This is a genomic window from Curtobacterium sp. RIT-PI-V (assembly GCF_025642935.1).
Lineage (GTDB): Bacteria > Actinomycetota > Actinomycetes > Actinomycetales > Microbacteriaceae > Curtobacterium.
Genome location: NZ_JANZKM010000001.1, coordinates 309,294 through 332,984, shown reverse-complemented (window position 1 = coordinate 332,984; position 23,691 = coordinate 309,294). Strand labels below are relative to the sequence as shown.

Genomic DNA, 23,691 nt, shown 5'->3' with positions numbered 1-23,691 from the left:
ACGTCGTGGTCACGTCGGGAGGACGGACGCGCGAGGTGTGGGGCACTGCACGCATCGACGCGGTCCCGCGTGACGACCGGATGAACAGTACGGAATGAGTCTTGGCGTCCGCTGGCCGTCCATGTGTACGCATTCATGTGCCGGGCGGGGCCGGTCAGCGCGAGACGCGCGCGGCCGCGTCAGCGCGAGCCGCGCCCGGTGGCGTCAGCGCAGGACGCGCGCGACCGCCTCGGCGCGTGTGGCGACCCCGAGCTTCGCGAACACCTGGTTCACGTACGACTTCACCGTCGGCACCGTCAGGAACAACTCCGCCGCGATCTGCGGGTTCGTCCGGCCCGCCGCGATGTGCTCGAGCACGTCCGCCTCGCGCGGGGTGAGGTCCGGGAACCGCTCACGCAGCGCCGGCACAGCGGGCACGGACGCCGTCGCCCCGCCGCCGGCGAGCTGCGCCACCAGCCGCGCCCCCACCGTCGCGTCGAACGTCGACTGCCCCGACGCGACCGCCCGGATCGCCGTCGCGATCTCGGTCCGTCCGGCGTCCTTCGTCAGGTAGCCGCGGGCGCCCGCCCGGAGCGCGGTCACGATCGACTCGTCGTCTGCGTAGGTCGTCAGCACGAGCACCGCCACCTGCGGGTGGTCGGCCACGATGCGCGCGGTCGCCGTCGGTCCGTCGGTACCGGGCATGCGCAGGTCCATCAGCACGACGTCGGGGGCGTCACCGTCCACCGCCGCGATCGCCGCGGCGCCGTCGGCGGCCTCACCCGTCACCTGCAGGTCCGGCACGAGCGACAGCACCGTCACCAGGCCGTCGCGGACGATCGCCTGGTCGTCGACGACGAGGACACGGATGGTCACGAGGCGTCCCCCTCGGTGGTGACCACGGCGTCCACCGGCAGGTGCAGCGCGACGACGAACTCGTCGTCGGACCGCTCGGCCTCGACCGTCGCGCCGCTGCCGAGCTCCTCGACGCGCTCGCGCATCCCGAGCAGGCCCTGGCCGCCGCCGGTGAGCGGGTTGGCCACGACGACGTCCACGGCGTCGCCGTCGCGGATGACGGACAGCGACACGGGTCGGCCGGGGGCGTGCCTGCGGGCGTTGCTGAGGGCCTCGCGGACGACCTGGACGGCGGCGGCGCGGTGCGCCTCGTCGAGTGCGGCCAGGGTCGCGTCGCCCTGCACCACGATGGTGCCGCCGAACGAGCGGTGGGCGTCGACCAGGGCGGTCAGGTCGGTCAGGTCGGTGCGGTTCGTGTGGTCGGTGCGGTTCGTGTGGTCGGTACGGTTCGTGTGGTCGGTGCGGTTCGTGTGGTCGGTACGGTCCGGTACGTGGCCGGCGGACGACCGGGAGGCCCGGCTCGCGTCCGGCACGTCGGCTCCGTCGGTCCGCGTGGCCGGCTGCAGCGCCGTGGCCGGGTCCGGGGCGGTCGCACGGTCCGGGGCGGTCGTGCGGTCCGGGGCGGTCGTCGTGTCCGGGGCGGTCGTGCGGTCCGGGGCGGCATCGGGCTCGGCGTCCGCGTCGTCGCGGAGGGCGTGCACGGCTCGGCGGGCCTCGGCAAGGCCGTCCGCCGCCAGGGTCCTGGCCTCGCCGGCACGCTTCGTCGCGTCGTCGACCCGGCCGGCCTCGAGCAGGGCCTCGACCGCGTCGAGCTGCAGCACGAGACCGCCGAGCGAGTGCGCGAGCACGTCGTGGATGTCCCGCGAGGCCCGGGACCGGTCGGCGAGGAGCTGTGCCCGCTGCTGGTCCCGCTCGGCCTGCCGCGCACGCTGCGCCGCGACCCGGAACTGCCGGCGGCTGAACCCGATGAGCACGCCGAGCAGCAACCCGCCGCTCGTGCCCAGGACGAACTGGACCGAGGCGTGCTCGATCGTGGCGCAGACGGCGATGACCACCACCGCCCCCACCGCGGTGACCGCTGCGACCCAGACCGGCACCCGGAGGTTCGCGCCGAGCAGGACGATCCCGACGATCACGGGGACGATCATGAGCGAGTCGGTCACCACCACGGTCAGGGAACCGGCGACGATCATCACCGCGCCCGCGACGACGAGCAGCTGCGGCGTCCGGCCGGACTCACGGAGTGCCCACGCGGCGAGCGCCACCGCACCGAGCACCCACACCCACGCGGGGGGCTGCAGCTCGAGTCCGTTCTTCACGAACCAGAACCCGACGATCACGATGCCGAGGGCGTTGAGTCCCCAGGCGGTTGCCGAACGGGACCGACCCCCGGGGAGGTCGGTCGGGTCCTGTCCGCTCAGCAGGGTCACCGGACCATCATGCCGCGGGTGGCGCGGCCGCTGGCGGTCCGGTCTCCGCGGTCGCTCCGGTCTCCGCGGTCGCTCCGGTCTCCGCGGTCGCTTCGGTCTCCGCCGTGCCCGCGAGGGATGCGCTGGTCGATGACCACGGCGCGTGCGGCGCGGTTCAGGGCGAGCACGAGCAGGATCGCGCCGGTCGAGGTGAGCAGGTGCGCACCGAGGTGGCCGCCGAGGACGTCGAGGCCGACGCGCACGGCGATGAGCACGATCCAGAGCGACGCCCCGAGCCACCCCGTGCGGGACTGGATCGTCCGACCCTTGCTGTCCGGGGTGGCGGCGGTACGGAACCGGGTGATGGTGCCCATCGTCAGGCCCACGCCGATCGTGATCAGGGCCTCGATGCCGAGGAACACGACGTCGGTCGTGGTGATCGTCGCCCCCGACTGCGCCAGGACCACCACGCCGACGATCGCCATGATCATCGGCGTGCGCCAGATGCGCGCCGGGTCGAGGTACTGCCAGGTGGCCTGGCGGTACCCGAGGAAGCCGACGAGTGCGACGCCGATCAGGACGTTGACGAGGAGCTGGACCGACATGGTGTGCCTTTCGAGGTGACCCGGCGGGACGTTCCCGACCGATGGATCCAGACTCGTTCCGGCGGGTCCGCGGGCACACCAACCAGGGGTGGGGGCCCGGGTGGTGATCGCGGTACCGGTCGGGTGGTGTTCGATTGACGGCATGGCTGATGCGTTCGACGGGTTCCGGATCGGTGCGGGGTACTCGGTGGTCGAGCCGGACCGGCACCGCCCCGGGTCCTTCACGCTCGTGGTGGACGGCACGCCGCAGTCGCACGTCGACCTCGAGGACCCGACCCACCTGGCGTTCGAGTACATCCGGCGGATCGGCCACGCCATCGACCTGCTGCCGTCCGGCCCGGTCACGGCGCTGCACCTCGGCGCCGGCGCCCTGACGCTCCCCCGGTACGTCGCGGTGACCCGGCCGGGCTCCCGCCAGCAGGTCATCGAGCTCGAGCGCGACCTGGTGGACCACGTCCGCGAGGTCCTGCCGTTCCCCCGCGGTGCGTCGATCCGGGTGCGGTACGGCGACGCGCGCGAGGTGCTCGGCAAGCTCCCCTCCGGGCTGCGCGGAACGGTGGACCTGGCGGTGGTGGACGTCTTCGGCGGGTCGCAGATCCCGGCGCACGTGACGAGCATCGAGTTCTACCGCGAGGTCGCCGCGTTCCTGTCACCGACCGGCATCGTCGCCGTGAACGTGGCCGACGGCGCGGGCCTCGCGTTCGCGCGGGGGCAGGCGTCGACGCTGCAGGCCGTGCTGCCGTCGGTGGCAGCGGTGGCGGACACCGGCATGCTCAAGGGGCGGCGGTTCGGGAACATCGTGCTGCTCGGCTCGCCGACCGACCTGCCGATCGCCGAGATGCCGCGGCGGTACTCGTCGGACCCGATGCCGGCGAAGGTGGTCCACGGGGCCGAGTTGCGGGCGTTCATCGCCGGGGCGCCGATCGTCACCGACGCGACGGCCGTGGCGTCACCGGAGCCGAACCGGAGCGTGTTCGGCGCCTGACCCCGCGACGACGACGGGGCGGCGCGCGGGGCCGTTCCCGGGCACTCGGCGGGTGCGGCTGTCAGGATGGTCTGAACGACCGCGCAGGTGCGCGACCGAGCGATGGGATCCCCTGATGACGAACGACGACCGGAGCAACCAGGACCGGACGGGCGACGGCCAGGCGCCGAGCTGGGGCGGGGCCCCGCAGCAGCCCGCCGCCGACACACCGCGGTACGGCGAGCGGAGCGACCCGACGCCGCAGTACGGGCAGTCCGCCCCGCAGTACGGCGAGCAGCAGGACCAGTACGGGCAGCAGCAGAACCAGTACGGCCAGCAGCAGTACGGCCAGCAGCCGTACGCCGCGGCGCCCGCGAGCTCCGGCTCCCCCGCGTGGCAGAGCTACGAGGAGCCGAAGGCCAAGAAGAAGACCGTCGGCGTCATCGCGTTCGTGGTCGGCCTCGCTGCCCTGGTCGTTGGAGCCATCGGCGGGTACCTGTTCGGGCAGTCGTTCGGCGCTTCCGACGCCTTCCGCGAATCGATGCAGAACAGCGGGGCGACGCCGAGCGATGCGCAGATCACCGAGCTGATGACCTCGTCGAACGTCATCACCGGGTCCCTCATGTTCTACCTGGGCACGGCGCTCGGGCTGTGGGCGATCGTGCAGGGCATCATCGCTGCCGTCACCAAGCGTGGCCGCGGTTGGGGCGTCTTCGCGATCGTCCTCGCCGTCGTCGCGCTCATCGTCTTCGTCGTCGCGGTCGGCGTCGCTGCGGTTGCGGCGAGTGGGATGTCCTGACCCGCTGAACCGGTCCGGAACGGCCCGTCGTGCTCCGGCACGGCGGGCCGTTCCGCGTCCACCGACGCGAAGCCCGAGCGCGTCGCACCGGCCGCTCCCGGCAGAGCGCGGCTACCCTCGAACCGATGTCCCTCCCGCCCGACGACCGCCAGCAGCCCGACCCGTCCGACCAGTCCCGTGAACCGCGCCACGCGGCTCCCGTGACGGCCGGGGTCAGCCCGGGCAGCACCTTCGCGCCCATCAGCCTGCGGCCGGCGGTCGACGTCGACGCCGTGCACCAGCGTCTGCGTGACCTCGGTCAGAGCCGCAGCACCGAGGCGCTCGCGGAACGCGCCGAGCTCCTCCGCCTGCTCGGCCGCCTCGACGAGTCACTCGTCGTCGCGGAGGAGGTCTTCCGCCTCGCGATGTTCACGGGCGAACGCCAGGACAAGGTCGCTGCCCGGATCCGGCGCGCACACATCCTGCACGACCTCGGTCGGCACGACCGTGCCGCGACCGAGGCCGCCCTGGCCCGCGACACCGCGGCGACCGAGGAGTGGCCGGAGCTCGAGGGCGCGGCCGCCGAGATCGAGGGGTGGTCGCTGTTCGAGAACGACCGCTTTGACGAGGCGCGCGCCGCGCTGTCCCGCGCCTACCAGGCGTTCCGCCAGGCCGGAGCCCCGTCCGAGCGCACCGACGCCCTGCGCACCGCGGTCGAGGCGGCCATGCGCGCATCGATCACGCACCCCGCCGCGCCCGCCGACAAGCCGCGGACGGCCCGCGAGGTCGCCGCCCGCCGCGCCGAGGACGACGAACCGACGATGCGCGTCGCCGAGCCGGTCAAGCAGGTGCCGCCGATCCGCCGCCGGGTGCTCGGTGCGCCGGACGCCGCGCGGACCGAGGCCGACGACATCTGGGGCCGGATCGCCGCACGAGCAGCCAAGAAGGGCCAGGCCGACCCCCGCGCCGACCAGTGACCGCACTCGAGACGGTCCGCTCCCGGGCCGAGGCACTCATCACCGAGCACCTCGGCGCTGGTTCGTGGGCCTTCGGCTTCGACCACGCGAAGACCCGCGCGGGACAGTGCGACTTCGCCCGGAAACGCATCACCGTCAGCCGACACCTGGCCGCGCGGTTCTCGGACGACGACGTCGAGCAGGTCCTGCTGCACGAGGTCGCCCACGCCCTCGCCGGGGCACGTGCGGGCCACGGCCCGAAGTGGAAGCGGACCGCGGCCGCCATCGGGTACACGGGGTCGCGGCTGCACGACGGCCCGATCGCCAGCGAACTCGCACCGTGGATCGGGACCTGTCCCGCCGGACACGAGCACTTCCGGTACCGAACGCCCACCCGCCAGCTCGCCTGTGCGCGGTGCTCCCGCCGGTTCGACGCGCGCAACGCCATCGTCTGGCGGCGCCGGAGCGACGCTGACACCCCGTCGACGGTGGCCTCGACTACCGCATGAGTCCGTCCGCGCTCGGAGGCGCGCCGGTAACCCGTTAGCCTGGACGGATGCACACGGGGCAGCACATCCGCACGGACGCCGGATCCACCTGGTTCTTCGACGCCGGTCGGATCGCCCTGGACTTCGCGCACACGGGTGGGTTCGCCGACGACCCGGACGGCCGGCGTCCCCGATCGCAACTCGGTGAGCTGCTCGCGAGCCCGGCGGACCTGGACGAGTGGCTCAGCGACCACACCGAGCCGATCGACGTCGGGGCGAGTGCGCGCGAGCTCCAGGACGCCCGCGCGCTCCGCGCGGCGATCGCCCGCCTGGCCGTCGCCGCGGCCCCCGGCCCGGCGACCACCGCGGCCGAGCGCACCGCCGTCGCGGCGGGCCTGCGTGCCGGGACCGGCCGCACGCGCCCCGCGCCCGACGACATCGACACCGTCAACCTGTTCGCCGCCCTGCCGGACGTGCCCCCGAGCCTCCCGGGTGGCCGACGTCGTGCCGGAGCCAACCGCGTCCGACTGGCCCAGGCGCTGTCCAGCGTCGCGCGCGACGCCGTCGCGCTGTTCACCGAGGTCGGCTTCGACGACGTCGAGGCCGACGGCCGGCCGACGCGTCTGAGCCGCTGCTCGGCGGACGACTGCGCGCTGGTCTTCTACGACTCCTCGCGGGGCGGGACGCGTCGCTGGTGCTCGATGCAGCGCTGCGGGAACCGCGCCAAGGTCCGTGCGCACCGCGCTCGGCGCGCGGCGGCCTGACCGCGGAGTGAGCACGGCGTGACCACCTCTGGTGGCCGCGCCGCCACGGGCCTCCCGTCCACCCTTCGCGAGCGGTCACGACACCCCGCTCACCACCGCCGAGCGGTCACCAACCGTCGCCCGACAGCGGCGCAGCCGACAGATTGCGACCAGCCGACGAGAAGCAAACGACGAGTCGTGACCACCCGACCGCACAGGAGGCGCGTGGCCGCGCCGCCACGGGCCTCCCGTCCACCCTTCGCGAGCGGTCACGACACCCCGCTCACCACCGCCGAGCGGTCACCAACCGTCGCCCGACAGCGGCGCAGCCGACAGATTGCGACCAGCCGACGTAAGGCAAGCGATGAGTTGTGACCACCCGACACACTCACGCGCAAGTGGCGACCGGCCAGCGCAACGCCGTATCGAAGATAAAGATTCGGCATGCCGAATTCTCTGGCATGCTGGTCCCGTGACCGACACCGCCGCCGCCAGGACCACCGAGCAGCCCTCCGGTACGCCGCGCCGCCGCGCCACGAGCCTGACCCTGCTCGGCCCGGCGTTCGTCGCGGCCATCGCCTACGTCGACCCCGGCAACGTCGCCGCCAACCTCACCGCCGGTGCGAAGTACGGCTACCTGCTGCTCTGGGTCCTGGTCGCCGCGAACGCCAGCGCCGTGGTCGTGCAGTACCTGTCCGCCAAGCTCGGCGTCGTCACGGGCAAGTCCCTGCCGGAGCACCTCGGCCTGCGGATGCGTCGCACCCCGAGACTGCTGTTCTGGGGGCAGGCCGAGATCGTCGCGGCCGCGACCGACATCGCCGAGGTGATCGGCGGCGCACTCGCCCTGCACCTGCTCTTCGGCCTGCCGCTCGTCGCTGGCGGGCTCATCACGGGCGTGGTCTCGATGCTCCTGCTGACCCTGCACAGCCGCCGCGGGACCCGCACCTTCGAGGCCGTCGTCACGGCGATGCTCGCGATCCTGACCGTCGGGTTCTGCGCCGGACTGCTCTTCGCGCGGGTCTCCCCCGCCGAGCTCGTCAGCGGCCTGGTGCCGCGGTTCGAGGGCTCCGAGTCGGTGATGCTCGCGGCGTCGATGCTCGGTGCGACGGTCATGCCGCACGCGGTCTACCTGCACTCGGCGCTCGCCCGCGACCGGCACGGCGACGTGCCCGCCGGCCCCGAGCGCCGCCGCGTGCTCGTCGCGACCCGGTGGGACGTCGGTCTCGCGCTCGTCGTCGCCGGCGGCGTCAACATCTGCATGCTCGTCCTCGCCGCGGCGACGCTGCCCGGCGTCGCCGGCACCGACTCGATCCCCGGTGCCCAGCGGGCGATCGCCGACCACGTCGGGCCCGTCGTCGGAGTGCTGTTCGCGGTGGGGCTGCTGGCGTCCGGACTGGCCTCGACCTCGGTCGGCTGCATGGCCGGCGCCGAGATCATGAAGGGGTTGCTGCACGTCCGGATCCCGCTCGTGGCGCGGCGCGTGATCACCCTGGTGCCGGCGATCGTGCTGCTCGCGATCGGTGCCGACGCGACGATGCTGCTGGTGGTGAGCCAGGTGGTGCTGAGCTTCGGGATCGCGTTCGCGATCATCCCGCTGGTCGTCTACACGTCGCGCCGCAGCATCATGGGCACGGACGTGAACGCCGCGACCACCCGCGTGGTGGCGTGGGTGATCGCGGCGGTCATCGTGGCGCTCAACGTCGCGCTGATCGTGCTGACGGTGACGCAGTGAGCGCCATGACGTCGGTCGTCACTCGACGACCGTGACGTCCTTCCAGAACGCGACGTAGCCCGAGTAGTCCTTGCCGACGCGGTCGAACGACGACGGGATCGGCGTCGGGTAGGACCACGCGCGGTCCTGCAGCGCCTGTCCGTCGACGTTCACCGTGAAGTACTGGGTGTCGCCCTTCCACGGGCAGTGGTACTGGGTGGGGCTCTCGGTGAACAGCTCGGACTTCACGCTCGACGGCGGGAAGTACCAGTTGCCCTCGATCTTGATGAGGTCCTCTTCGGGGGCCTCCGCGATCACCGTGTCGCCGACGACTGCCTTCATGCGTTGCTCCTTCGCTCGCTGGTGCCGGACGGCCTGGACGGCGCTCCGGTCCCTGTCCGCCCGAACGCTACGCCCGGCCCCGCGATTCCCGCAGGACGACGAGGTCCGGTCCGACGGCGAGCGCCGCGTGCGACTGCTCGCGACCGAGGACGGCCGCGCTCTCGGACGCCGTGACCAGGTGCTTCACCGCGCGCCGGAGCCCGGTGTACGCCGCGCAGGCCGCGGCGGCCTCCGGCGAGGTGTGGTCGATCCCGACCGCGGCGAGTGCGTCGACGACGGCGCCGGCGGCGAGCAGGTCCTCGACGGCGAAGTCCGGTGCGTCGGGCACGTCGACGGTCTCGCCCGCGGCCTCGGCCGCGTCGTCCAGCGCTCCGGGATGGTGCAGTCCGGCGGCGACGACCGCGACGACGCACCGGTCGCCGCGATCGGCCTGGAGGCCCGTCACCCGTTCGGCGATCGCACTCGCGTTGCCGAGGTGGCCGAGCACGACCTCCGGACCGTCCGGCAGCTGGGCGGTCGCGTTCCGCAACGCGCGGCGCTGCGCCGCCGCGTCCGGCGAGGCCGGCAGGACGTCCACCCAGACGACGAGGTGTGCGCCGTGGACGATGCGTGCCGCACCACCGGCGCCCCACGCGAACCGGACCTGGTACTGCTCCTGGGTGCGTTCTGCCACGTCCGTCACGATAGCCGCCCGGACGATGCTGTCCCTCTCCACAGGGTGGCCGTCCCGACAGGCTCCACCATGGTCGACGACCGTAGGATGCACTTCCATGGAGATCGCCCCCGCGCCCACCCTGACCGGCGACCGTGTGACGCTCGAGCCCCTGTCGCAGGAGCACGCGGACGACCTGCGGGCAGCGGTGACCGACGGCGATCTGTGGCGCACCTGGTACACCTCGGTGCCCGCGCCGGCCCAGGTCGAGGACGAGATCGACCGCCGCCTCGCCGAGCACGAGGCCGGCCGCATGGTGCCCTTCGCGGTGCGTGACCGTCCGACCGGCCGCGTCGTGGGTTCGACGACCTTCATGAACATCGACCCGGGCAACCGGCACGTCGAGATCGGCAGCACCTTCCTGGCGAAGTCGGCGCAACGATCGGGCATCAACACCGAGGCGAAGCTGCTGATGCTGTCCCACGCGTTCGAGGCCTGGCAGTGCATCGCGGTGGAGTTCCGCACGCACTGGCACAACCACCAGTCCCGCGCCGCGATCGCCGGTCTGGGCGCCAAGCAGGACGGCGTGCTGCGGAGCCACTCGATCGGTCGCGACGGCACGCTCCGCGACACCGTGGTGTTCTCGATCATCGCCTCGGAGTGGCCGGCGGTCCGGCTGTCCCTGGCCGAGCGGCTCCGGCGGCACGACCGCGCCGAGGGGTCGCGCCGACGGTCCGCCCGGCACGCCTGACCGTCAGAGCGTGTGACGGACCGTCCGGTCGCCCAGTGGCTGGACCGGACGCGCGTTCTCGACGTGCGCTGCCTCGAGGTCGGCGAGCTGGTCGGCGCCGAGCTCGATCGGGTCCTCGAGCACGATCCACCGCACCCCCTCGGTGCACGGCGGCGTGGTGAGCGAGCCCTCGTAGGTCGCGAAGGATCGCGACGCAGGCAGCATCGCCTCGACGTCCACGGTGCTCTCGCGACCCGCCCCTGCCGTCGCCCCGGCGAGGTAGCTCTCGTACGCGGGGTTGTGCACGCCCCGCTCGGCGAGGACCCCGACGACGGTCAGGGCTCCGCGGTCGTCGGCGTGCACGAAGTGGAACTCCGCGTCGGCCGGATCGCCGTCGACGGTGTGCTCCGAGCCCGCGTGGAAGTGCATCTGCACCAGGTCGAGTTCCTCGCCGGCGACGGTCGTCGAGGCGCCGTCGTCAGCGGTGAACTGCACGGTGTGCCCGTTGTCCGCCGTCAGCCCCCGGACAGCACCCGAGCCCACGAGGTCGAGGTCGGCGCCACCGCGGGCCGCCGGGAGGTCGATCGGTGACTGCTGGTCGCCGGCGCCGCACGTGCCGTACTCGTCGGTGAGACCACCCCAGTGCTGCGGGGCACCCGCTCCCTCGTACGACCACGACGTGCCGGCGTCGTGCGCGTCGGCCTCGGGAGGCGTTCCGGCCGCGCAGCCGGCGAGGGCGAGGAGGACTGCTGGGGCGGCGAGCAAGGGGAGGCGGTGGTGAGTGGATCGCATGCTGTACACACTCACATACGTGTATTTCACATTTGCCGAGAGTGGTCGTCGGCCGCGAGCGTAGGGTCCTGGGCATGAACGTCGGTATCCGGATCGTCCTCGATGCGCCGGTCGACGCCGTGCGCGATGCCCTGCTGTCCCCGTCCGTGATGGTCGCGGTGACGAAGCCGTTCCTGGTGTACCGCTCGCGCAGCCCCGAGGGGTTCCCGGAGCGGTGGGAACCGGGGCACCCGCACCCGATCACCGCGAGTGCGTTCGGTCTGGTGCCGAGCGGCGACACGTACGTCGACCTCGACCTGTACGAGATCGACGGCGTCCCCGTGCAGCGTGACAACGGCGGCGGTACGAGCGGGCTGTTCGGCCGCATGACGATGCGCCACCGGATGGCGGTCGTGCCGGCTCCAGGAGAACGGACGCTGCTCATCGACCGCCTGACCTACCGGATGCGGCCGTGGCCACTCGGCGCACTGCTGTGGCCGGGGATGTGGGTCATCTGGCAGTGGCGGGCGTACCGGATGCGTGCCCTCGCACCCACCTGGCGGACGGATGCCGCCTGACCGAGGCGAGTCGGGCCTCCCGTCCACCGCGGAGCGGGCGTAGCCTCGACCACGTGAGCCAGACGCGCCCCCAGGAGCCGACGACCGACGACCGTGTGCGCAGCACGCTGGCGACCGTGGACTGGCGGCGCATGACGTTCGACCTGTACCGCCGCGTCCGCGCGACGCCCGATCCCCAGACGGCGCACGCACTGTGGCGGGAGACCCGCGACGCGATGTTCGCGGAGCACCCCGCGTCGCCGCTCCTGGACGACGATGCCCGCGACTTCGAGTCGCTGCCGGTGCCGGACTACGACCCCGCCTGGCGGTTCCAGGTGCGCATCGAACCGGCCGAGCCCGCCGAGTTCGACTACGAGACCGGTACCGACGGCACCGTGCACTTCGACCGCCTCGGCATCGTGACGGTCCCGGGCGTCGGCACGCTCGACGTCTGGTCGCACGGCGGCTACGGGGGCGGGCTGTTCGTCCCGGTGAAGGACTCCAGCGCCGGCAAGGCCCGCGGTACGTACGGCGGCGGACGCTACCTGCTCGACACGATCAAGGGCTCGGACCTCGGCGGCGACGACGCCGACTCGCTCGTGCTGGACTTCAACTTCGCGTACAACCCGTCGTGCGCGTACGACCCGGCGTGGGCGTGCCCGCTCGCGCCTCCCGGCAACACCGTGCCGGTGCCGATCCCGGTCGGCGAGCAGTACGACTTCTAGGGTGGAACGCATGGCAGGACTGGTCGCACTCGACGCCGGCGGACGCGTACCGCCCTTCGAGCAGGTCCGCTCGCAGATCGCGGCGCAGATCGGCGCGGGGTACCTCGTCGACGGCGAACGGCTGCCGAGCGTGCGAGGGCTGGCCGACGAGCTCGGGCTGGCGGCAGGGACGGTCGCGAAGGCCTACCAGCTGCTCGAGGAGGCCGGGCTCGTGCACACCGCGCGTGGTGCCGGCACCCGGGTGGTGCGGCCGGCCGAGGTGCCGGACGCCGTGGCCGATGCGGCCCGCGCGCTGGCAGCCGCTGCCCGCGCTGCGGGGCTGTCCGCCGACCAGGCAGCGACGGCGCTCAAGGACGCCTGGCCCGCGTAGGCGCGGGGCTTCGGGGGCGTACCTGGTGCTTCCGGGCGTACCTGGTCCGAAGTTCCGACCCAGTACGCCCGATTCGACGTTCCATCGCGAGCGTTCTGGGAAGGAACCCGCGCTCAGCAGTGCTCGAAGACGTACGCGTCGTCCGCCGGGGTCACCAGGTCGCGGTCCCGGAGGATCGTCATCGCGGGCCGGTCCTCCAGCCCGCACACCGATGCCCACGAGCGCTCGAGGGTGTCCGCGTACTCGATGTCGATGACCCGCTTGCCGTAGGCCTTCGTGTACGCCGAGCACTCCTGGTACTGCACACACTCCTCGGCGACGACGAAGTCGAACCCGGTCTGCTTCCGGCCGGAGGCCCCGAGCTGCGGCGTGTTCTTCTGCCCGACGGCCAGACCGTGGCGGTGCCCGGTGTCGACGAGTGCCTTCGCGAGCGCCAGGTTGCCAGCGCGCGTCAACCGCTTCCCGCTCCGGGTCCACGAATCGAGGTTGTCGAACTCGACCGCGTCGAACCCGCGGTCGGCGCAGCGGGCGATGGACTTCGCGAGCACCTTCGTGATGAGCGCGCGCTTCGCCGCCGTCCGGGTGTCGAGGAGCATCTCGTCCGGCCAGCCCGGGTCGGACACCGGCTTGCCGGCCCGGTCGCGCAGGATCGCCGAGGGGTACGACTTCGTCCACGTGCGGGCGGCCTCGGGCTGCGTCTGGAACCCGTTGACGTAGCAGATGTCGTACTTGCCCTTCGCGGGCTTCGCGGTGCTGTCCCGCTCGACGATCGTCACCCCGGACGGCGGCGTGTAGGAGCCGCCGAGCTGGTAGTCCGGGCGCCCCGAGGTCGGCAGGTTCCGGTAGCTCGCCGCAGCGCTGGTCGGAGCGGCCTCGGCGCAGCCGGCGGTGCCGAGGACGGCCACCAGGGCCATCGCGGTGGTGATCAGGACGGTTCGCGTGCGCACCCGGGAATCCTCGCATGCACACGGCGAACGGACCGGTCCTGGGTTCTGCGGGGCGCACGCGCTATGCTGGTGGTACTCGAGACGCCGATCGTCTCGTGCGTCGTACGGACGCCCCGAACTCCCGACCACGTTCCACTGATCCTCTGGTCGATGATCGAGCACCTCCCGAAGGTGCCCAGGCTTCTCTGCTGCGGCGACTGCGCCAGCCACCTCTGTTGGCGCGCATCCCGCCCGCGCGCTGCCTCAGAGCGCGCCCACAGCCGGTCTCATCCGGCTCGAAAGGTCACCATGACCACCGAAGACATCCGTTTCTCCGACCTCGGCGTCCCCGCCCCGATGGTCGCCGTCCTCGCCGACCAGGGCAAGGAGACCGCGTTCCCGATCCAGGAGGACACGCTCCCCGACTCCCTGCAGGGCAAGGACGTCCTCGGCCGTGGCCGCACCGGCTCCGGCAAGACGATCGCGTTCGCGATCCCGCTCGTCGCCCGCCTCGCCGCCAGTGGCCGCAAGCGCCGCGCCGGTCGCCCCCGTGCCCTGGTGCTCGCCCCCACCCGTGAGCTCGCGACCCAGATCGACGTCGCGCTCGCCCCGCTCGCCAAGGCCATGGGCCTCAACACCACGACCATCTTCGGCGGCGTCGGACAGGGCCGTCAGGTCGACGCCCTGCGCGGCGGCGTGGACGTCGTCGTGGCCTGCCCGGGTCGCCTCGCCGACCTCATGCAGCAGGGCCACGTCAACCTCGGTGACATCGAGGTGACCGTCCTCGACGAGGCCGACCACATGGCCGACATGGGCTTCCTGCCCGGCGTGACCAAGATCATGCAGGCGACGCCCGAGCAGGGGCAGCGTCTGCTGTTCTCCGCGACGCTCGACAACGGCGTGGACAAGCTCGTCAAGAAGTTCCTGCACAACCCGGTGATGCACTCCGTCGACGAGGCGAACAGCCCCGTCGAGGCGATGACCCACCACCTGTTCGAGGTGGCCGACGCCGACGCGAAGAAGCACCTCGTGAGCACCCTCGCCTCGGGCAACGGCCGCCGCATCCTCTTCATGCGCACGAAGCACCACGCCAAGCGCCTCGCCAAGCAGCTCAGCAGCCAGGGGATCCCGGCCGTCGACCTGCAGGGCAACCTGTCGCAGGGCGCCCGTGAGCGGAACCTGGCGAAGTTCTCGTCCGGCGAGGCCCTCGTCCTCGTCGCCACCGACGTCGCCGCCCGTGGTGTGCACGTCGACAACGTCGAGCTCGTCGTGCACGTCGACCCGCCCACCGAGCACAAGGCGTACCTGCACCGCTCGGGCCGTACCGCCCGTGCCGGTTCGTCCGGTGACGTCGTCACGGTGACGATGCCCGCCGAGCGTCGCGACGTCGCGCAGATGATGCGTGCCGCAGCGATCAAGGTCACCCCGCAGCAGGTCACCGCGAACTCCCCGGCGGTCACCACGCTCGTCGGCGAGGTCGCCCCGATCCGCCACGTCGCCGAGGACCAGCCCGCGCAGCAGCAGCGTCAGCCGAAGCAGCGCTCCGCCGATTCCGCCGGTGACCGTGGTCGTCGTGGTCGCGGCGGCCGTCCGGGAGGCTCGGGGCAGCCCGCGCGCTCCGGCTCGGCTTCCGAGTCCGCCGGTTCGGCCGGGGGCCGTCAGGGTCGTCCGGCTCGCGGCGCACGTTCCGAGGGCACCGGGCGTTCCGCGGCCGCGGGCTCGACGGGTGGTCGCCGCAGCGGCGGCAGCCGTCGCGCCGGCAGCGACACCGTGCGCGGTGGGTCCTCTGCGGTCTGGTCCTCGGACGGTGGCTACGCCGCGGGCCGTGGAGCCGGCCAGGAGTCGGGCGGGGGCCGTCGTGGCTCGTCGCGCCGTGCCTCCCGTCCGGCCGGCGCTGCCGACCGCCACTGATCTGTCGACCCGGCTCGCGCTGACCAGCGGGGGACAACCTTGGGGGCGCCTGCGAAGCGGACGCCCCCGAGGCGTAGGTTCTCCTTCACCGGATGCCGCGCAAGCGGCTGACGGGGAAACGTCCGCTGTTGGAAGGAGTGCCTATGGCTGGGATCGAAGACATCAAGAACGCCGCTGAGAAGGCGGCAGGCAAGGTCAAGGAGGCCGTCGGGAACGCGACGGACAACGACCACCTCAAGGCTGAGGGCAAGACCGACCAGGTCAAGGCCGACACCAAGCAGGCGGGTACGAACGTCAAGGACGCCGCTTCCGGCGTCGCCGACAGCCTCAAGAGCGACCGCGACACGAAGTAACAAGCCGGTCCAGTACCGCGCTGCGAAGCCCCCGGATCCGATCGGATCCGGGGGCTTCGTCGTGTGCGGCTACGGGCCGTGCGTCACATGAGCGCGCCGACCGACGCGAGGCCCGCGCGGAGCAGGGCGCCGCGGCCACCCTCCATGTCGTCGGCGACGCCGTCGGACGCCGCTTCCGACGGGGTCATCCAGGTGAGCTCGAGGGCGTCCTGGCGGGGCTCGCACGTGCCGGTGACCGGCACGACGTAGGCCAGCGAGATCGCGTGCTGCCGCTCGTCGGTGTAGACCGAGGCGCCGGGTAGCGGGAAGTACTCGGCCACGGTGAACGGCGTCGGGCTCGACGGCAGCTGCGGGAACGCCATCGGGCCGAGGTCCTTCTCGAGGTGGCGGAAGAGCGCCGTGCGGATGGACTCGCCGAACATCACGCGACCGGACACCAGGGTGCGGACGATCGAACCGCTCGGGGCCACGCGCAGGAGCACCCCGACCTCGGTCACGACGCCGAGCCCGTCGGTGCGGACGGGGATCGCCTCGACGTAGCAGATGGGGAGTCGACGACGCGCGTTGGCGAGTTCCTCGTCGGACAGCCAGCCGGAGTCGGGGTCGGGGGTTTGCAACGAGGCCATGCACCGTGTCTACCAGGGACGGCGTCGAGTTCGGCGGAAGGCGCGGGACTTGGGGATGGTTAGCGTTGTCCACATGATCGATGCAGACCTGGTGCAGTGGACCCGTCCCGCGGAAGAACGCGCAGGGACACCGCTGCTCGTGACCATGCACGGGGTGGGGTCGAACGAACGCGACCTGCTCGGACTCGCCCCCGCGCTGCCGGCGGCCTGGACGATGGCGTCACTGCGGGCACCGATGCCGTGGGGCCAGGGGTTCAGCTGGTACCCGCTCGGGACGCCGGGCTCCCCCGCACTCGAGCCCGTCGACGCCGCGGTCGCCGAGGTGCTCGCGTGGGTCGACTCCGTCGCCGCCGACCACCAGCGGATCGGGTTGCTCGGGTTCTCGCAGGGCGGGTCGATGGCGCTGCAGCTGCTGCGTGCACGACCGGCTGCGTTCGCGTTCGCGGTGTCGCTGTCCGGGTTCGTCGTGCCGGGGGTGACGGACCCGCGTGACGACGCCGTCGCCGCCGTCCGCCCGCGGGTCTTCCTGGGGCACGGCGACCTCGACCCGGTGATCCCGGCGGAGGCCACTGCGCGGACGCAGGCGTGGGCGGCGGCGAACACCACCGTGACGGACCGGACGTACGCGGGCCTGCCGCACGCGGTTTCGGCAGCGGAGCTGTCGGACGTCGCGGCGTTCATGGACGGCGCGTAGGAGCCCCGAGACTCGGGCTTGGCGGCATCGCTCGCGCTCGCGAGCGCGAGTGATGCCGCTCAGGCCGAGTCTCGCGGTGGGCGGGACCAGACGATCGACGGGAGGCACGGTGCCAGCTGGCACCGTGCCTCCCGTTCGTGGGTTCCGACGTCAGTCGGCGAGGATCTGCAGCAGGTCCTTGCGGAGCTGGTCGACCTTGGCGGTGGCGGCCTTGGCCTGGTCCTCCGTCGCGGTCGTCCGGTACATCTGCAGGACGCCCATGGTCTTCCGGAGCGCCTCGAAGAACTCGCGCTGCGCGTCCGGGATCCCGGGGGCCGCGTCGAGCGCCGCTGCGATCTCGTCGGCCTTCGCCTCGGCCTCGGCCTTGCCGGCGTCGGTGAGCTCGAAGAGCGTCTTGCGGCCGTCGCCCGACGAGACCACGAGGTCTTCGTCGACGAGCTGCTGGAGCGTCGGGTAGACCGAGCCGGGGCTCGGCTTCCAGGCGCCGCCGGTGCGCTCGGCGATGGTCTTGATCACGGCGTAGCCGTTCTGCGGCCCCTCGGCCAGCAGGCCGAGGATCGCGAGGCGGACGTCACCGCGGCGGCGGCGTTCGCGACCGAAGCCGGGTCCGCCGAAGCCACCGAAGCCGGGGCCGAAGCCCATGCCCGGCCCGAAGCCCGGGCCGAAGCCGCGGCCACCTCGGCCGCCGTGCTCGTGGTCACCGCGGTCGCGGCCGGGGAAGCCGGCGCCGTGGTGCTGCCGCGCGCCGCCGAAACGGGGGCCGCGCGGGTGGTGGTTGCTGTCGTTGTCGTTGTGCATGGGGCGCATGATGCGTCCTTCCTTGTTGCTGAGTCGGCTCGCGATCGGTCTGACTGGTTTCGTCTTCGTCGTATCGCGATGTGTTTACGATAGATCGCTAACTATCGTCTTGTCAAGGGGTACTCCCCGCTCGGGCTGCTGTCGGTGGTGACGGGCAGGATGGGACGGACCATGACGGACGTCTTCGAGCGCTTCTCCCCCGCGACCGCGGAGTGGTTCCGTGGTGCGTTCGACGCCCCCACTCCTGCACAGGCGGGCGCGTGGGACGCCATCTCGACGGGGCAGCACGCACTCGTCATCGCGCCGACCGGTTCCGGCAAGACCCTGGCCTCGTTCCTGTGGTCGATCGACCGGCTCATCAGCGCGACCGACCGGCCCCCGGCCAAGCAGCGCACGCGGGTCCTGTACGTCTCGCCGCTCAAGGCCCTCGGCGTCGACGTCGAGCGGAACCTGCGCAGCCCGCTCGTCGGCATCACGCAGACGGCCCGGCGGCTCGGCACCGAACCACCCGAGGTCACCGTCGGGGTGCGCAGTGGCGACACCCCGTCGTCGGACCGGCAGAAGCTGCTCCGCCAGCCGCCGGACATCCTCATCACCACGCCCGAGTCGCTGTACCTCATGCTCACCTCGCAAGCGCGCGAGACCCTGGTGAACGTCGACACCGTCATCGTCGACGAGGTCCACGCCGTCGCGTCGACCAAGCGCGGGGCGCACCTGGCCGTCTCGCTCGAACGGCTCGACGACCTGCTCGACAAGCCGGTGCAGCGCATCGGGCTGTCCGCCACGGTCCGGCCGCCGGAAGAGGTCGCCCGGTTCCTCGGGGGTCGGGCACCGGTGACGATCATCGCGCCGCCGGCGCAGAAGACCTTCGACCTGCGCGTCGTCGTGCCGGTCGACGACATGGCCGAGCTCGGTGCTCCGCCGGTCGGTGCGGACGCGTCCGACGCACCCTCGAACGGCTCGATCTGGCCGCACGTCGAAGAACGTGTGGTCGACCTCGTCGAGGAGCACCGGTCGACGATCGTGTTCGCGAACTCGCGGCGACTGGCCGAGCGACTCACCGCGCGGCTGAACGAGATCCACGAAGAGCGCGTCCTCGCTGCGGCGGCTCCGGCTTCGGCCGCGATGGGCGATGCGCTGGTGCCGGCGGGTGTCTCGCCGGCCGACGACGGGCTGCCGGTGGCGCGGGGTCGCCCGCAGTCGCCCGCGCGGACCTCGGCACACGCGGTCGCACCCCAGGGCACGAAGCGACCGCCGGCGCAGGTGATCGGCGCATCCGGGCAGACCGGTGGCGGCGGCTCCGACACCGCAGTGCCCGTGCTCGCCCGCGCCCACCACGGCTCGGTGTCGAAGGACCAGCGCGCCATCATCGAGGACGACCTGAAGTCCGGTCGACTGCGGTGCGTGGTCGCGACCAGTTCGCTCGAGCTCGGGATCGACATGGGCGAGGTCGACCTCGTCGTCCAGGTCGAGGCGCCGCCCTCGGTCGCGAGCGGCCTGCAGCGCGTCGGGCGTGCCGGGCACCAGGTGGGCGAGATCTCCCGCGGGGTGCTGTTCCCGAAGCACCGCGCCGACCTCGTCAACAGTGCGGTCACGGTGGAACGGATGGTCTCGGGGCAGATCGAGTCGATCTCGGTGCCGGCGAACCCCCTCGACGTCCTGGCGCAGCACACCGTCGCCGCCGGGGCGATCGACACCGTCGACGTCGAGCAGTGGTTCGACCTGGTCCGGCGCAGCGCTCCGTTCAGCGGCCTGCCCCGGTCGGCGTTCGACGCCACGCTCGACCTGGTGACCGGGCGGTACCCGAGCGACGAGTTCGCCGAACTCCGCCCGCGGCTGGTGTGGGACCGCGTGCACGGCACCCTGACCGGACGCCCCGGTGCCCAGCGGCTCGCGGTGACGAGCGGTGGCACGATCCCGGACCGCGGCATGTTCGGCGTGTTCATGGTCGGCGAGAAGGCGTCCCGGGTCGGCGAGCTCGACGAGGAGATGGTCTACGAGTCCCGCGTCGGCGACGTCTTCGCCCTCGGTGCCACGAGCTGGCGGATCGAGGAGATCACCCACGACCGGGTCATCGTGAGCCCGGCGTTCGGACAGCCCGGTCGGGTGCCGTTCTGGAAGGGCGACGGCATCGGCCGCCCCGCCGAACTCGGTCGCGCGACAGGGGCGTTCGTGCGCGAGGTCGAGGGCGCCTCGGACGACGACGCCCGGGCCCGGGTCGCCGCCGGCGGCCTCGACGAGCGTGCCGTCACGAACCTGCTGACCTTCCTGCGCGACCAGCGCGCGGCCACCGGTCACGTCCCCAACGACACCACGCTCGTGGTCGAGCGCTTCCGCGACGAACTCGGCGACTGGCGGCTCATCCTGCACTCGCCGTACGGCATGCAGGTGCACGCGCCGTGGGCCCTGGCCGTCGCGGCGCGTCTGCGGGAACGCCACGGCATCGACGGCGACGCGATGGCCGCCGACGACGGCATCGTGGTGCGCATCCCCGAGACCGACGCCGAACCGCCGGGTGCCGACCTGTTCGTGTTCGAGCGCGACGACCTCGAGGCACTCGTCACGGACGAGGTCGGTGGGTCGGCGCTGTTCGCCGCGCGGTTCCGCGAGTGTGCGGCGCGCGCCCTGCTGCTGCCCCGTCGGAACCCCGGGCAGCGGTCGCCCCTGTGGCAGCAGCGGCAACGGGCCTCGCAGCTGCTCGAGGTGGCCAGGAAGTACCCGTCGTTCCCGATCGTGCTCGAGACCGTGCGCGAGGTGCTGCAGGACGTCTACGACCTGCCCGCCCTGCTCGGCATCGCCGACCAGATCGCCGGCCGCCGCATCCGCCTGGTCGAGACCGAGACCGAGACGCCGTCCCCCTTCGCACGGTCGATCCTGTTCGGGTACGTCGCCGCGTTCATGTACGAGGGCGACTCCCCGCTCGCCGAGCGTCGGGCTGCGGCGCTCTCGCTCGACTCGACGCTGCTCGGCGAACTGCTCGGTCGGGCCGAGCTGCGGGAGCTGCTGGACCCGGCGGTCATCGCCTCGGTCGAACAGGACCTGCAGCGGCTCTCGCCGGACCGCCGCGCCCGCGACGCCGAGGGGCTGGTCGACGTGCTGCGGCTCGTCGGCGCGCTCGACGTCGACGAAGCCGTCGACCGCAGCTGGCTGGCGGCGTCGGACGACCGCACCGCCGCTACGACCGAGGTGCAGACCGTGCTCACCGCGCTCGAACGGGACCGCCGCGTCCTGTCGTTCTCGCACGCCGGGTCCACCCGTTGGGCCGTCATCGAGGACGCCTCGCGCCTGCGTGACGCCCTCGGGGTCCCGCTGCCGATCGGTGTACCGACCGCGTTCGTCGAACCCGTCGCCGACCCGCTCGGTGACCTGGTCGGCCGGTACGCCCGGTCGCACGGGCCGTTCTCGGCGCAGGAGGCCGCGGGGCGCCTCGGCCTCGGGGTCGCCGTCGTGCAGGACACCCTTCGCCGTCTGGTCGCCGACCGGCGTGTGGTCGAGGGCGAGTTCCGCCCGGATCGGCAGGGCGCCGAGTGGTGTGACGCCGAAGTCCTGCGGCGGATCCGCACGAAGTCGCTCGCCGCGCTCCGCCACGAGGTCGAGCCGGTGTCACCGGACACGCTCGCGCGCTTCCTGCCCGCCTGGCAGCACGTGCAGACCCCCGGCACCCGCGGCGGCCTGCGCGGGGTCGACGGAGTCCTGCAGGTGATCGACCAGCTCGCCGGCGTCGCCCTGCCCGCCAGCGCCTGGGAGACCCTGGTGCTGCCCGCGCGCGTGACCGACTACTCGACGAACATGCTCGACGAGCTCACCGCCACCGGCGAGGTCCTGTGGTCCGGCGGCGGGACCCTGCCCGGCAACGACGGCTGGGTGCGCCTGCACCTGGCCGAGACCGCCTCGACGACCCTCGCGGAGCCCTCCGGCGACGAGACCACCGAGCTGCAGCGCGACGTGCTCGGGGCCCTGGCCGGCGGTGGCGCGTACTTCTTCCGCCAGCTCGGGCAGGCCGTCGGCAGCACCGACGACCCGGCCATGACGACGGCGCTGTGGGACCTGGTCTGGGCCGGACAGATCACGAACGACACGTTCGCCCCGCTGCGATCGATGCTCGGCGGCAAGGCGAAGAGCACCAGTGCGCCTCGGGCCCGCGCCTACCGCGGGCGCCGCCGTCCGACGATGCCGACGCAGTCCGGTCCGCCGTCCGTCGGCGGTCGCTGGTCCCTGCTGCCGCTCGCCGAGTCCGACTCGACCGTGCGGGCTGCGGCGACCGCCGAACAGCTGCTCGAGCGGTACGGGGTCGTGACGCGCGGTGCCGTCCAGGTCGAGGGGGTCCGGGGTGGGTTCGCGGGCGTGTACCGGGTGCTGTCGCGGTTCGAGGAGTCCGGGCGGGCGCGACGCGGGTACTTCATCGAGGGGCTCGGGGCAGCACAGTTCGCCACCGGCCCGACGATCGACCGGCTCCGCACCTACGCCCGTGAACTCGACGACGACGAACGTGTCGATCCGGACCGGAAGCGCGAAGCACTGACCCTGGCCGCGACCGACCCCGCGAACCCGTACGGAGCATCGCTGCCCTGGCCGTCCGACGACCGCGCGGCCGTCGACGGGGACGAGACGTCCGCCGACGCCGCCCCTGTGGGTGCGGCTGCGCAGAAGGCCTCGGCACCGACTGCCACGGGCGTGCGCGGGCACCGGCCCGGACGCAAGGCCGGAGCGCTCATCACCACGGTCGACGGCCGGCTCGCGGTGTACGTCGAGCGGGGCGGCAAGTCGGTGCTGACCTTCACCGACGACCCCGCCGACCTGGCCGTCGCAGCGGCGTCGATCGCGGGCATCGTGCGCACTGGGCTGCGGAAGCTCGCGGTCGAGCGCGTCGACGGCGAGTTCGTGCTCGGCACCCCACTCGGCACCGCACTGGGCGACGCCGGGTTCACCGCCACACCGCAGGGACTCCGGCTCCGTGCCTGAGGGCGACACCGTCTACCGGGCGGCACATCGGTTGCACACGGCGCTCGCGGGCAAGGTCCTGACCCGGAGCGACTTCCGGGTGCCCGCGTTCGCGACCGTCGACCTGGTCGGCCGCACCGTCGACGAGGTCGTGCCCCGCGGCAAGCACCTGCTGCACCGGATCGGGGACCTGACCGTGCACTCGCACCTCAAGATGGAGGGGCGGTGGGACGTCTACGCCCCCGGAGAGCGCTGGCGACGCCCGGCGCACCAGGCGCGCGCGATCCTCGACGCCGAGGACGTCTCGACCGTCGGCTTCACGCTCGGGGTGCTCGAGGTGATCCCCCGCGACCAGGAGTCCGAGGTCGTCGGGCACCTCGGCCCGGACCTGCTCGGGCCCGACTGGGACGCCGACCTGGCACTCGAGAACCTGACGCGGGATCCTGCACGTCCGGTCGGACTCGCCCTGCTCGACCAGCGGGTGCTCGCCGGCCTCGGCAACGTCTACCGCAACGAGCTCTGCTTCCTGCGCGGGGTCCTGCCGACCCGCCCGGTGGCCGAGGTGCACGACGCCGGCCGCACGATCGCCCTGGCGAGCCGACTCATCCTGGCGAACCGGGACCGCAGCCACCGGGTGACGACCGGGATCGACCGCCCGGGGCGTCGGTTCTGGGTCTACGGACGAGCGGGCAAGCCGTGTCTGCGGTGCGGCACCCGGATCCGACGAGGAGACCTCGGCGATTCGGAGCTCACCCTGCGGGACACCTACTGGTGCCCGCGCTGCCAGACCTGAGCCACGGGCGCAGG

Annotated in this window: 24 protein-coding genes; 15 read left to right on the top strand and 9 right to left on the bottom strand. The window is 72.7% G+C overall.

Annotated features, from left to right (window positions below; all coding sequences use genetic code 11):
• Positions 1-204 precede the first annotated feature (204 nt).
• The 3 genes from OGL88_RS17955 to OGL88_RS01720 are packed head-to-tail and all read right to left on the bottom strand — an operon-like array spanning position 205 to position 2,848.
• The gene (locus tag OGL88_RS17955; protein WP_263089366.1) at positions 205-855 is read right to left on the bottom strand and encodes a response regulator transcription factor; all 651 of its coding nucleotides are present in this window, start codon (positions 853-855) and stop codon (positions 205-207) included.
• Positions 852-2,264 carry a sensor histidine kinase gene (locus OGL88_RS01725; RefSeq protein ID WP_263089365.1) on the bottom strand — a complete coding sequence of 471 codons (1,413 nt, stop codon included), beginning with the start codon at positions 2,262-2,264 and terminating at the stop codon, positions 852-854. The genes OGL88_RS17955 and OGL88_RS01725 overlap by 4 nt, the downstream gene beginning before the upstream one ends.
• Positions 2,261-2,848 carry a hypothetical protein gene (locus tag OGL88_RS01720; RefSeq protein ID WP_263089364.1) on the bottom strand — a complete coding sequence of 196 codons (588 nt, stop codon included), beginning with the start codon at positions 2,846-2,848 and terminating at the stop codon, positions 2,261-2,263. The genes OGL88_RS01725 and OGL88_RS01720 overlap by 4 nt, the downstream gene beginning before the upstream one ends.
• A 142-nt stretch (positions 2,849-2,990) precedes the next feature.
• Here OGL88_RS01720 and OGL88_RS01715 point away from each other — a divergent pair, with 142 nt between their 5' ends.
• The 6 genes from OGL88_RS01715 (at position 2,991) to OGL88_RS01690 (ending at position 8,509) form a co-directional block, all read left to right on the top strand.
• The gene (locus tag OGL88_RS01715; protein WP_123339452.1) at positions 2,991-3,833 is read left to right on the top strand and encodes a spermidine synthase; all 843 of its coding nucleotides are present in this window, start codon (positions 2,991-2,993) and stop codon (positions 3,831-3,833) included.
• Positions 3,834-3,948: 115 nt separating this feature from the next.
• Positions 3,949-4,611 carry a hypothetical protein gene (locus tag OGL88_RS01710; protein WP_263089363.1) on the top strand — a complete coding sequence of 221 codons (663 nt, stop codon included), beginning with the start codon at positions 3,949-3,951 and terminating at the stop codon, positions 4,609-4,611.
• Between the two features lie 125 nt (positions 4,612-4,736).
• Positions 4,737-5,567, top strand: coding sequence for a hypothetical protein (locus tag OGL88_RS01705; RefSeq protein ID WP_263089362.1), 831 nt, complete (start codon positions 4,737-4,739; stop codon positions 5,565-5,567).
• Positions 5,564-6,055, top strand: coding sequence for a SprT-like domain-containing protein (locus OGL88_RS01700; RefSeq protein ID WP_263089361.1), 492 nt, complete (start codon positions 5,564-5,566; stop codon positions 6,053-6,055). The genes OGL88_RS01705 and OGL88_RS01700 overlap by 4 nt, the downstream gene beginning before the upstream one ends.
• 47 nt (positions 6,056-6,102) lie before the next feature.
• Positions 6,103-6,798 carry a CGNR zinc finger domain-containing protein gene (locus tag OGL88_RS01695; RefSeq protein WP_123311680.1) on the top strand — a complete coding sequence of 232 codons (696 nt, stop codon included), beginning with the start codon at positions 6,103-6,105 and terminating at the stop codon, positions 6,796-6,798.
• A gap of 451 nt (positions 6,799-7,249) precedes the next feature.
• Entirely contained in the window at positions 7,250-8,509 is a 1,260-nt protein-coding gene (locus OGL88_RS01690; RefSeq protein WP_263089360.1) for an Nramp family divalent metal transporter, read from the top strand.
• 18 nt (positions 8,510-8,527) lie between these two features.
• On the opposite strand, the gene OGL88_RS01685 is transcribed toward OGL88_RS01690, so the two are convergent.
• Entirely contained in the window at positions 8,528-8,830 is a 303-nt protein-coding gene (locus tag OGL88_RS01685; protein ID WP_111083501.1) for a DUF427 domain-containing protein, read from the bottom strand.
• A gap of 67 nt (positions 8,831-8,897) precedes the next feature.
• On the bottom strand, positions 8,898-9,503 hold the full coding sequence (locus tag OGL88_RS01680; RefSeq protein WP_263089359.1) for a hypothetical protein: 606 nt from the start codon (positions 9,501-9,503) through the stop codon (positions 8,898-8,900).
• A 97-nt stretch (positions 9,504-9,600) separates the two neighbouring features.
• Here OGL88_RS01680 and OGL88_RS01675 point away from each other — a divergent pair, with 97 nt between their 5' ends.
• The gene (locus tag OGL88_RS01675) at positions 9,601-10,233 is read left to right on the top strand and encodes a GNAT family N-acetyltransferase (protein WP_263089358.1); all 633 of its coding nucleotides are present in this window, start codon (positions 9,601-9,603) and stop codon (positions 10,231-10,233) included.
• Positions 10,234-10,236: 3 nt separating this feature from the next.
• Here OGL88_RS01675 and OGL88_RS01670 read toward each other — a convergent pair whose 3' ends face one another.
• A complete protein-coding gene (locus OGL88_RS01670) occupies positions 10,237-11,004 on the bottom strand; it encodes a carbonic anhydrase (RefSeq protein ID WP_263089357.1) in 768 nt (255 codons plus the stop codon).
• A gap of 74 nt (positions 11,005-11,078) precedes the next feature.
• Between OGL88_RS01670 and OGL88_RS01665 the strand changes: the two genes are divergently transcribed.
• The 3 genes from OGL88_RS01665 to OGL88_RS01655 all read left to right on the top strand — a co-directional run bounded on the left by OGL88_RS01665 (position 11,079) and on the right by OGL88_RS01655 (position 12,635).
• Positions 11,079-11,561: a hypothetical protein gene (locus OGL88_RS01665; protein ID WP_263089356.1), complete on the top strand. Its 483-nt coding sequence runs from the start codon at positions 11,079-11,081 to the stop codon at positions 11,559-11,561.
• Positions 11,562-11,692: 131 nt separating this feature from the next.
• The gene (locus OGL88_RS01660) at positions 11,693-12,265 is read left to right on the top strand and encodes a DUF1684 domain-containing protein (RefSeq protein ID WP_205464333.1); all 573 of its coding nucleotides are present in this window, start codon (positions 11,693-11,695) and stop codon (positions 12,263-12,265) included.
• A gap of 10 nt (positions 12,266-12,275) precedes the next feature.
• A complete protein-coding gene (locus OGL88_RS01655; protein ID WP_165901018.1) occupies positions 12,276-12,635 on the top strand; it encodes a GntR family transcriptional regulator in 360 nt (119 codons plus the stop codon).
• Between the two features lie 113 nt (positions 12,636-12,748).
• Here the strand turns inward: OGL88_RS01655 and OGL88_RS01650 are convergent, their stop codons facing one another.
• Complete coding sequence (locus OGL88_RS01650; RefSeq protein ID WP_205463351.1) at positions 12,749-13,582, bottom strand: endo alpha-1,4 polygalactosaminidase; 834 nt, start codon at positions 13,580-13,582, stop codon at positions 12,749-12,751.
• Positions 13,583-13,870: 288 nt separating this feature from the next.
• Between OGL88_RS01650 and OGL88_RS01645 the strand changes: the two genes are divergently transcribed.
• Both OGL88_RS01645 and OGL88_RS01640 read left to right on the top strand, forming a co-directional pair.
• A complete protein-coding gene (locus OGL88_RS01645; RefSeq protein ID WP_263089355.1) occupies positions 13,871-15,472 on the top strand; it encodes a DEAD/DEAH box helicase in 1,602 nt (533 codons plus the stop codon).
• Positions 15,473-15,615: 143 nt separating this feature from the next.
• Positions 15,616-15,825: a CsbD family protein gene (locus tag OGL88_RS01640; protein WP_111083508.1), complete on the top strand. Its 210-nt coding sequence runs from the start codon at positions 15,616-15,618 to the stop codon at positions 15,823-15,825.
• Between the two features lie 83 nt (positions 15,826-15,908).
• On the opposite strand, the gene OGL88_RS01635 is transcribed toward OGL88_RS01640, so the two are convergent.
• On the bottom strand, positions 15,909-16,451 hold the full coding sequence (locus OGL88_RS01635; protein WP_205463352.1) for an NUDIX hydrolase family protein: 543 nt from the start codon (positions 16,449-16,451) through the stop codon (positions 15,909-15,911).
• A gap of 73 nt (positions 16,452-16,524) precedes the next feature.
• On the opposite strand from OGL88_RS01635, the gene OGL88_RS01630 reads away from it, so the two are divergent.
• Positions 16,525-17,145, top strand: a complete 621-nt coding sequence (locus OGL88_RS01630) for an alpha/beta hydrolase (protein ID WP_263089354.1) — start codon at positions 16,525-16,527, stop codon at positions 17,143-17,145.
• A gap of 150 nt (positions 17,146-17,295) precedes the next feature.
• Here OGL88_RS01630 and OGL88_RS01625 read toward each other — a convergent pair whose 3' ends face one another.
• Positions 17,296-17,952 (bottom strand): PadR family transcriptional regulator, encoded by a 657-nt coding sequence (locus OGL88_RS01625; RefSeq protein ID WP_111083510.1) that lies wholly within the window; start codon positions 17,950-17,952, stop codon positions 17,296-17,298.
• Positions 17,953-18,114: 162 nt separating this feature from the next.
• Between OGL88_RS01625 and OGL88_RS01620 the strand changes: the two genes are divergently transcribed.
• Together OGL88_RS01620 and OGL88_RS01615 are read left to right on the top strand one after the other, a co-directional pair.
• Entirely contained in the window at positions 18,115-22,905 is a 4,791-nt protein-coding gene (locus tag OGL88_RS01620; RefSeq protein ID WP_263089353.1) for an Lhr family ATP-dependent helicase, read from the top strand.
• The gene (locus OGL88_RS01615; RefSeq protein ID WP_263055040.1) at positions 22,898-23,677 is read left to right on the top strand and encodes an Fpg/Nei family DNA glycosylase; all 780 of its coding nucleotides are present in this window, start codon (positions 22,898-22,900) and stop codon (positions 23,675-23,677) included. The genes OGL88_RS01620 and OGL88_RS01615 overlap by 8 nt, the downstream gene beginning before the upstream one ends.
• Positions 23,678-23,691 lie beyond the last annotated feature (14 nt).